Origin of the sequence: Ferdinandcohnia jepli, from assembly GCF_047246645.1 — a bacterium.
Taxonomy (GTDB): domain Bacteria; phylum Bacillota; class Bacilli; order Bacillales; family Bacillaceae_L; genus Ferdinandcohnia.
The window spans coordinates 17,824-27,351 of the sequence record NZ_JBFOKR010000025.1; the positions used below are offsets into that span (position 1 = coordinate 17,824).

General features: G+C 35.6%; 7 protein-coding genes, 1 pseudogene and 1 other annotated feature (1 of these 9 only partly in view). All 8 genes and pseudogenes read right to left on the reverse strand.

What is annotated here, in order from left to right; genetic code table 11:
• Positions 1-44: a sequence feature (ribosomal protein L20 leader region), on the reverse strand; it reaches 94 nt to the left of the window's first position.
• 253 nt (positions 45-297) lie between these two features.
• Positions 298-2,229, reverse strand: a complete 1,932-nt coding sequence (thrS, locus tag AB3M96_RS21185; protein ID WP_412969601.1) for a threonine--tRNA ligase — start codon at positions 2,227-2,229, stop codon at positions 298-300.
• A gap of 647 nt (positions 2,230-2,876) precedes the next feature.
• Positions 2,877-3,731 carry a putative sporulation protein YtxC gene (gene ytxC / locus AB3M96_RS21190; RefSeq protein WP_412969637.1) on the reverse strand — a complete coding sequence of 285 codons (855 nt, stop codon included), beginning with the start codon at positions 3,729-3,731 and terminating at the stop codon, positions 2,877-2,879.
• A gap of 111 nt (positions 3,732-3,842) precedes the next feature.
• Entirely contained in the window at positions 3,843-4,772 is a 930-nt protein-coding gene (gene dnaI, locus AB3M96_RS21195) for a primosomal protein DnaI (RefSeq protein WP_412969602.1), read from the reverse strand.
• 20 nt (positions 4,773-4,792) lie between these two features.
• The gene (locus tag AB3M96_RS21200; RefSeq protein WP_412969603.1) at positions 4,793-6,190 is read right to left on the reverse strand and encodes a replication initiation and membrane attachment family protein; all 1,398 of its coding nucleotides are present in this window, start codon (positions 6,188-6,190) and stop codon (positions 4,793-4,795) included.
• Positions 6,191-6,277: 87 nt separating this feature from the next.
• Positions 6,278-6,758: pseudogene (gene nrdR, locus AB3M96_RS21205) on the reverse strand (transcriptional regulator NrdR).
• Positions 6,759-6,857: 99 nt separating this feature from the next.
• Positions 6,858-7,253 (reverse strand): cytosolic protein, encoded by a 396-nt coding sequence (locus AB3M96_RS21210; RefSeq protein ID WP_412969604.1) that lies wholly within the window; start codon positions 7,251-7,253, stop codon positions 6,858-6,860.
• 131 nt (positions 7,254-7,384) lie between these two features.
• On the reverse strand, positions 7,385-7,765 hold the full coding sequence (gene speD, locus AB3M96_RS21215; RefSeq protein ID WP_412969638.1) for an adenosylmethionine decarboxylase: 381 nt from the start codon (positions 7,763-7,765) through the stop codon (positions 7,385-7,387).
• 378 nt (positions 7,766-8,143) lie between these two features.
• Entirely contained in the window at positions 8,144-9,175 is a 1,032-nt protein-coding gene (locus tag AB3M96_RS21220; RefSeq protein ID WP_412969605.1) for a glyceraldehyde-3-phosphate dehydrogenase, read from the reverse strand.
• Positions 9,176-9,528 lie beyond the last annotated feature (353 nt).

Genomic DNA, 9,528 nt, shown 5'->3' on the forward strand with positions numbered 1-9,528 from the left:
ATTTGCGTCAATCAGGTGAGAAGCGGGTGCTTCTACTTTACTCAAACAAGTATTCAATTTACCTTCAGTAGTATAACACTCTGGGTGGTTTTTGTCAAACATAGATAAGCTAGTAATAAAACCAACAAAACTTATTCTAGCAAATATACTATGCTTTAGCAAGATGTTTTTTTATAGTTAAATATTGGAGAAATGGGTGCCAATGGTCGTGTTACTTTTCTTAAACTGAAGAAGCTGCTGTCCAACTTAAAACAGACCATACAGTAAAAGAGGCAAGCACCGCTTGCCTCTATCTACCTATCTTCTAACTTCTTCAACAATTTCAGCTAAGAATGTATCGAATGAAACAGTTTCCGATTTTTGTTCTCCATATTTACGAACATTAACTGCGTTTTCTTGTATTTCATTATCACCAACGACTAGCATATAAGGAATTTTTTGCATTTGTGATTCACGAATCTTATAGCCAATTTTTTCATCCCGATCATCAAGCTCGACTCTGAGTCCTGCAGCTTGAAGCTTTTCTTTTACACTTTTTGCATAGTCTAAGTGAGCGTCTGGTGAAACTGGGATTACTTGTACTTGAACTGGAGCTAACCATGTTGGGAATGCACCTTTGTACTCTTCAATTAAATATGCGACAAATCGTTCCATAGTTGATACAACACCACGGTGGATAACAACTGGACGATGTTGTTTACCATCTTCACCCACATAAGTTAGGTCAAAACGTTCTGGTAATAAGAAATCTAGTTGTACAGTAGATAATGTTTCATCTTTACCTAGTGCCGTACGAACTTGAACATCAAGTTTAGGACCATAGAATGCTGCTTCGCCTTCGGCTTCAAAATAATCTAATCCTAGTTCATCCATTGCTTCTTTAAGCATTGATTGAGCTTTTTCCCACATTGCATCATCATCGAAATACTTCTCTTTGTCCGCTGGGTCACGATACGATAAACGGAAGCTATAGTCTTCGATATTGAAATCCTTGTAAACTTCAAGAACTAAGTTAACAACTCGGATAAATTCTTCTTTAATTTGATCAGGTCGCACAAAGATATGTGCATCATTTAAAGTCATTCCACGAACACGTTGTAAACCAGATAATGCTCCACTCATTTCGTAGCGATGCATAGTTCCTAATTCAGCAATGCGTATTGGAAGTTTACGATAGCTGTGGATACCATTTTTATACACCATCATGTGGTGAGGGCAGTTCATTGGACGAAGTACTAACTCTTCATTATCCATCTCCATTTTAGGGAACATATCTTCCTGGTAATGATCCCAGTGACCTGAAGTCTTATAAAGATCAACGCTACCTAACACAGGAGTATAAACATGGTCATATCCTAGTCGAACTTCTTTATCAACAATATAACGCTCAATAACACGGCGAATTGTTGCACCTTTTGGTAACCATAAAGGTAAACCTTGACCAACTTTTTGTGAGTTAGTGAAAAGATTAAGCTCTTTACCAAGTTTGCGGTGGTCACGTTCTTTCGCTTCTTCTAGTAAGCGTAAATGTTCATCAAGATCCGCTTTTTTGAAGAAAGCAGTTCCGTAAATACGTTGAAGCATCTTATTATTGCTATCACCACGCCAGTATGCACCGGCAATGCTAAGCAACTTAAACTCTTTAATTTTTCCTGTTGAAGGTACATGAACTCCACGGCAAAGGTCAAAGAAGTCACCTTGTTCGTAAATCGAAAGTGTATCCCCTTCAGGAATATCCTGAATAAGTTCAAGTTTTAAATTATCACCAATCTCGCTGTATCTTTTTAATGCTTCTTCACGAGACACTTCCACACGGTTAATATCTATGTTTTCATTTACTATTTTTTTCATTTCTTTTTCGATTACAGGGAGATCCTCAGGTGTTAATGACTTCTCCATATCAATATCATAATAGAAACCATTCTCAATAACTGGGCCAACACCAAGCTTTACATCTTTATATAAACGTTTGATTGCTTGTGCCATTAGATGTGCAGTGCTATGGCGCATGATTTCTAACGCCTCATCACTGTCTTGTGTGACAATCGCAATTTCTCCGTCTTCATGTATCTCAGTTCGAAGGTCAATTAATGCCCCATTTAATTTACCGGCAATTGACTTTTTCTTAAGACCGGGGCTAATTGAGCCTGCAATATCTTCAGTTGTCGTGCCTTTTGGAAACTCCTTTACTGCTCCGTCTGGAAATGTAATTTTTACTACATCTGACATGACATTCAACTCCTTCTTTTTTAATCAAATATCCCTTGGCCAGCCCAGTGATTCTGAGTCATTTGGCCATATGCTTACTTTTTCCAGCCACTGTTGCTTCAGTAAAATGAAGTTCAACTGCTAAAAAAGTAAATAAAAAATACCCGTCCCTATAAAAAAGGGACGAGTATTGAATACACGTGGTTCCACCCAAGTTCCCAATCAACAAATAATCACTGTGTTTACACACAATACTATTTGGTTCATGGCTCAAGAATTAGATAACGGTAATACCGTCAGTAATTACAGCTCTGTGACCAAAGTTTCACTACTGAAGTTTAGAGGTGGTAAATGCATCAATCGTGTTAGGAAGCTTCCAGCCAAGACTTCCCTCTCTGTGAACCGTATAAATACACTCATGTCCTCGTCATAACTTTTTAATTATAAGTTCGAGTAATATGTAGCATATTATATTCTTATTTGTTCTCGAAATCAAGGGCACTCTGTATATTTTGTTCGTAAAAATTTCAACTAGGAGTGAAGTAGTCTTACTTATCATTTTTAGGAATACGTATAAGAGCATAAGAATAATCTTCGATAACAGAAAACCTCTCTACTTTTTCGACTTTCGACGTGGTCTCTCCTGTTACCTAGTTAGTCAGTTTTCTTTATATTTTTTTCGTTTGAAGCCTGTAGCTTTCAAAGTATTTTTTGGGATAGATTGTGACTTTCTCAAAAAAAATATTCAAGATCGTCTGGACCATTCCACTGTCCATGTCATCAGTGTATATATAAATTGATTTAGGAGAGATTGAAACTAATGGTGCTAAGACAGAAGAATCAATATACATTGGTTGGCGTAATATTAATCTTCGGTCAATGTATTTTAGTAGTTCTTCACGTTTGATTTCTGTAAATTCTTCATTGAAGAAAAAGAATTGTTCGTCATGTAAAATATGTAATTGGTCAAATAATGGTTCACGTTTTTCCTGGAAATCACGTAATCCTTGGATAAATGTTTGATATTCTTGTTCGAGCTTGTACTCGTCTATCGCTGTTTCAACAAATTGTATTAATGAATCATTGTACGTTCGTAATCGGAATTTTAAAAAGGATTCAAACGAAAATGAAATTGGTACTTTCATAAAATCAAGCAGCGCTTCTGCAATTACTTGTTTCCTCGGTGTAACGTTTTGTATCGATGGTAGGTCAGGCATATTTCCATCTAGTATCATTTTTGTAATTTCTAATATTTGTTTTTTCTCTTCAATATCTGTGAAATAAAACAATTCTTCAATAATAGTGAGAAGCCACTGGTCCTCTTTATAACGTATAATAAACTCTGTAATAACCGGGATAACAATGCCCTGCACTATATTTTGGACATCTTCAGTAGTAGTCGTAATAGACACGACATTTTCGTTTTCCTGTAAAACATCTATGTAATCTATTGAAAGAGCCCCTGTCTTCGCCAGGAAACTCTTATATATTTTTTTTGCATCTGTATTTTCTTGAAAATGCATTTCAATCAAGCTAGTCCCCCCATTTCGCCAGTACCCTGTTTTATGTATATGGGGAGGAGGACAACTTTAGAATAGAAAAATGGCTATCTCCATTACGGAGTAGCCATATTTTTAATAACGACGATTTTCACCTTTAAGTTCCACTGGTTTTGCTAAAAATTTAATTCGTTCCATAATTCGAGCAGCCTTCACTTTTTCTTCTTCGCCTCGTTGTGAATAAGATAAATGATGCTCAAGTTCTTTAAAGTTAAAATTTGATGTAAAAAATGTAGGTAAATTTTCAAGCATCCGATACTGGAGTATACTACCTAATATTTCATCTCTAACCCAACTTGACATTGATTCTGCCCCAATATCGTCCAGCATCAAGACAGGCACATCCTTAACGGCCTCAATTTTGCTGTTAAGTGTTTGATCTTGCAGAGACCCCTTTAATTCACGTGTGAATTCAGGAACATAAACAAGCATTGATGAAATATTTTTTCGAGCAAGTTCATTGGCAATTGCACCTAATATATAGGTTTTCCCTATCCCGAATGAGCCATATAAGTATAAACCCTGCATTCGTTTTCCAGGTTCGTAACTTTCAACAAAGTCTTGTGTTAGCAGTAATGCCTTTGAGCGACCTTCATCAAAGTCTAACTTTTCAAATGAAGCTTCAAGAATATCTTTTGGAATATACATGCTTTTAATAAGCGATTTATATTTTACCTGCTCATCATGTATTACCTTTCGTGGACATTGATCATATTGAAGATCGATATTATTTCCACGTAATACTATATGAGGATGATACCCTTGGAGCATGTTTTTACAAGAGTCTAAGCTCTCACATTTACTACATTCTTTGCTTTGATTTATATATTCGTAAAGCTTTACAAGGCTTCTATTAATCATATCATTTGAAATTTTATCGTTGTGTCTGTCAAGAAATTCTCTAACATCTGGATGATTTAAAACTTCATGTTTTAACGACTCATATCGTTGCTGAAAATTGGTATTATTCGCTAGCTTTTTCAATGAATCTTGAACTGGCTTCATACTGCACCCCCCAAAAAAGTTTATTTGTCGTTAGAACCGTTTTGTTTATATTTCTTAAGTCTTTCCTCAAATTGACGTTTTTCCTCTTCAAAGGAGGATTCCTGCTTACTTTTTTCTTCGCCTTGTGTATTTTCTTCTGTTTTTAACCATTCAGGAAGCAATTCTTTTCGAATCGGCTGTCTTTTACTTTTACTAGCTTTCTTATCTGCTGTCCAATTATGTTTCTTAGCAGTTTCCATTGCTTCTTTAACTGTCTTAATATTTAATCGTGCCCAGTTACTCGCAATCGTTTCTACATATGCCTTTGTTAGCCTCATATCTGATTTTAACATGGCGTAGTACAAGAGAACATTTACAACACCTGGTAACAGATTTTGTCGGAACATAACATCCTCAATAATTTTCAATTCAGATACTGAAGGTTGAGCACCACCAGAAATATCGATTAAAAATTCTTTTGGTGAAATTCTTTCAAGTTTTTGAATGAGCTCTTCCTCTTTAGTTTTTGGCTGTTTATCAGCCATTGTTTGATTTTGAATTGGTTGTTTTCGTTCTATTAAGCTAGGAAGATCATTTCCATTTTCAAACTGATACCAATCCCGTGCTGATTTTCTCAGCAGTTCGATATCCACTGTTTCTCCATGGTCAAGTGAACTCATTACGATTCCCTGCATTTCAATAGGGTCAATTCCGTAAAGAAAAGATAATTTTTTAATTGCCTCTTTTACTTTAGGTGTTATTGCCTTTACCGGAATCATTACCTCTGATATCCCAGCAAAAAATAAATCAAAATCGAAACTAGAATCATTTATAATTACCTCAGTACCAGTAGATCTGCCCATATATTCTTGACCCTTTTCAGTTTCAAGGTGAGAAGCTGTCTCTTCGGTAATTGCGGATATCATCTTGGAAGCTTTTACAGAAGCAAATACTTCATTAAATGCTTTTGTTATAGGCTGATATTGATGTAAATCCAGTTCATCATCAGAGAAGAACTTCTTCAATTTCAGGAACTTGCTTTTTCCAATCCGATTATAAAGATAAATATTAAGCACACCATCCGTAAAGAAACGTTTGGGTGAGAGTGGGGCCTGGAGTTCATATACGAAACTTCGATTATCTTCTTCTGTTTTCATATAGGTTTTTAAAAGTCCAATTCCTTCAAGCTTTAATCTTTCTTGATAGATCTCACTTAAATTCGTTTGTAAGAGTGCCATTAAACTATGATGTGTACTTTCCTCACTCCAGAGCCGATTTTGCTCTAATTCACTCCACAAGGTCATATATAGGCTGAAGGCCTTCATTCCTATTAGCGGCTGATACAGCAATGAGATTATTTTTCGATCATAGTCATGTAACAAATCAGGTGAACGGACAATATAACGATCTACTGGCACTAAATCCTTCCAATGTTCCATTTATTCATCATTGCCTTCCATCTGTTTTATTCTTACTTGGCCAAACCATGTAAACTGTATTGTAAAATAAACAGCTAAAAAAAGAGCCTAAAATGAATCCTTAAGCCCTTTACCGTTCTCTTTGATTAATTCTTTTAATTCATCAATGAATACATTTATATCTTTAAACTGACGATATACCGAAGCAAATCGAACATATGCTACTTCATCTACTTTTGCTAAATGATTCATCACATGTTCCCCAATATCATCACTTTTTACCTCTGAGACTCCTTGATTACGCAGCTCTTTTTTCCACTTCATGAGTAATATCCTCTAATTGTTTTAAAGTAACCGGGCGTTTTTCACATGCTTTAATTAGCCCACGAAGCATTTTCTCCCTGCTAAATTCTTCTCTGGTCCCTTCCTTTTTAACAACAATCAATGGAATTTCTTCCACTTTTTCAAAGGTTGTGAAGCGGTATTGACACTCTTCACACTCACGTCGTCTTCTAATAGCTCGTCCATCGTCAACTGGGCGTGAATCCAGTACTCTCGTTCCATTATGCTGACATGTAGGGCATTTCATGGTAACAACTCCCTTCCACCTAAGAGGATTTGATTACTATGTACTATTATTAATCTTATAAGAAACCATTTTGTTGTACAAGTGTATATATTTGAAAGACTATCTTTTAGCTCCAAGGAATGGTAAAGCAGCGTCCATTTTTTTATAGAGCTCTAGAATGAGTTTTTTACTAAAGCCAAAATCCATCGGCAAAAAGCCTGTTTCGGTTGTAACCGCAAAATCAATCGCCGTTTCAAAAGGTCTCACTGAGATAATAGTTACTATGATAAAAGCTTTCTTACCACCTTTTTTATAATAGACACTCATTTCGCCACGTTCTTCAGAAATTGAACCAATACTAAAACCATCTGTAGATTCAAGTACCTCTTTAACAGCCTCAATTGCCTTTTTATTAGTTGTTTTATAATAATGACTTTTTAATAGCTCGTCCCTGTGCTTGTCACTTGTTTCACTATGATTCGAAAAAATATCTTGAAGCTTTTGCGATACTCCCATTTTTGATTAACACTCCTTATGAGTTAAATCTATTTTAGCTGTTAACAACTTTATTTTGCTTACATTACTATAATATAAAAAGAGGTGTAACATGTACACCTCTTACTATTTTAGTTGATAAGTATTCTTTTTTAAAGTACTTTTACTTGTGCAGGTTTTACTTGTACAGGACCCATACCACGAGGTAATTCAATATTCTCACGTGTTTGTGCTCCAAGTGCTTCAGCAATATAGTCTGCAGCAACATTTGGATCTAGATCTCCACAAGTATAAACATCAATACTAGCATAGCCATGTTCAGGAAAACTGTGAATTGTTAAGTGTGATTCAGAAATAATTACAACTCCACTTACTCCTTGAGGTGCAAACTTATGAAATGCTACCTCGCGTACTTCAGCACCAGATTTAAGTGCAGCCTGAACAAATGTTTGTTCAATACCTTGCATGTCATTTAACTTTTCAAAATCGCAACCCCATAATTCTGAGATTACATGACGTCCCATAGTTTCCATATTCAACTATTCCCCCTTTAACGGTGATAATCAATGAGTTCTTCGCCTAATGCATGAGCATAACTACCACGGGGGAAAGTTAGTCCTAAGAGGTCCTAACCCTTTAAGTAGTTACAAAAGCAGAAGCTTTTAAGAAGTTCACGAAAATCAGTATACTTTGTTTGATACTGTTTGGCAATACCTTTTCCGGTTAATTTTTCACTGTAATAAAAACTCCACGAATGTCTATGCTTATAAAGGGCTTAATAAAGCTTTTTAGGGCTTGTACGACTCTCCTAAGATTCTTTAAATTAAATTTTCATAAAAATATATATTGCGATAAATTCGTCAAATTAAAAATACCTTCCCATTACGAGAAGGTATTCTTACTATTTATATTTACCCTACATTAACTTCTTTTTTTTCAACCACTTTAGAGCCCACTAGTTTTACTAAATCTACCACTCTACAAGAATAGCCCCATTCATTATCATACCAGGCTAGTACTTTTACTTTACGGTCTCCGATAACCATTGTTGATAGCCCATCGATTATTGAAGAATGTGGGTTCGTATTAAAATCAATTGATACAAGAGGTTCTGTTGTAAAATCCAAGATTCCTTTTAATGGTCCCATTGAAGCAGTGATAAATGCTTCATTAATCTCATCAATCGTAACATCTCGGGATACATCGACAACAAGATCGACCAAGGATACATTAGGGGTAGGTACTCGCAAAGCCATCCCGTGGAGCTTCCCCTTTAATTCAGGTAATACAAGTGATAATGCCTTAGCTGCGCCTGTTGATGTTGGTATAATTGATTGTGCACAAGCTCTAGCTCTTCGTAAATCCTTATGTGGATTATCAATATTTTTCTGATCGTTTGTATACGCATGAACGGTTGTCATAAGCCCGTTTTCAATACCAAATTGTTCATTTAATACTTTCGCTACAGGTGCTAAACAGTTTGTTGTACATGATGCATTTGAAATAATATGATGATTATTTTCATCATATTTATCCTCGTTAACACCCATTACAATTGTAATATCTTCATTTTTACCAGGTGCTGTTAAAATTACTTTTTTTGCGCCAGCCTGTAGATGCAAACTAGCTTTTTCTTTGGAATTAAACTTCCCAGTCGCTTCGATAACAATATCTATATTAAGGTTCGCCCATGGTAACTCTAGAGGATCCCGTGAGCTCACAAGTTTGATTCGCCTTCCATTAACCACAAGTGAATCATCTTCTGGAATAACATCTCCATCAAATTTCCCGTGATTTGTATCATATTTAATTAAATGCGCTAATGTATCAGCAGGGTAGCTTGCATTTATTGCTACAATTTCTAAAGAGTCATCAGCGATTGCTTTACGAAATACCATTCTTCCAATACGGCCAAATCCATTAATTGCAATTCTTGGCTTCATCAAAACCCCTCCGAGATTTATGTTATACTTAATTGTCATTTTGTATAAATAGTATAACATAATTCATCGAAACTGTAATACTATAATTCTCATTTTTATAAAAAATAGATATTTATATGGTGTTCCGATGGGTATTAGGTTGTAGATTAGTATTATTGACTGTTTATGGGTACTTGTTTATGGGGGTGGAACATCTTATCGACCCAAAACCTTTTCAATCTTTATTCTCGGTCGATTTGAACACATCTCATCGACCCAGAACCTACTCCATCCTTCTTCTCGGTCGATTAGAACCCATCTTATCGACCCAGAACCTACTCCATCCTTATTCTCGGTCGATTAGAACCCATCTT

Excerpts from the sequence above, each read along its gene's own strand:
- thrS (WP_412969601.1), bottom strand. The coding sequence starts at position 2,229 with ATGTCAGATGTAGTAAAAATTACATTTCCAGACGGAGCAGTAAAGGAG.
- ytxC (WP_412969637.1), bottom strand. The coding sequence starts at position 3,731 with ATGCATTTTCAAGAAAATACAGATGCAAAAAAAATATATAAGAGTTTC.
- dnaI (WP_412969602.1), bottom strand. The coding sequence starts at position 4,772 with ATGAAGCCAGTTCAAGATTCATTGAAAAAGCTAGCGAATAATACCAAT.
- AB3M96_RS21200 (WP_412969603.1), bottom strand. The coding sequence starts at position 6,190 with ATGGAACATTGGAAGGATTTAGTGCCAGTAGATCGTTATATTGTCCGT.
- AB3M96_RS21210 (WP_412969604.1), bottom strand. The coding sequence starts at position 7,253 with ATGGGAGTATCGCAAAAGCTTCAAGATATTTTTTCGAATCATAGTGAA.
- speD (WP_412969638.1), bottom strand. The coding sequence starts at position 7,765 with ATGGAAACTATGGGACGTCATGTAATCTCAGAATTATGGGGTTGCGAT.
- AB3M96_RS21220 (WP_412969605.1), bottom strand. The coding sequence starts at position 9,175 with ATGAAGCCAAGAATTGCAATTAATGGATTTGGCCGTATTGGAAGAATG.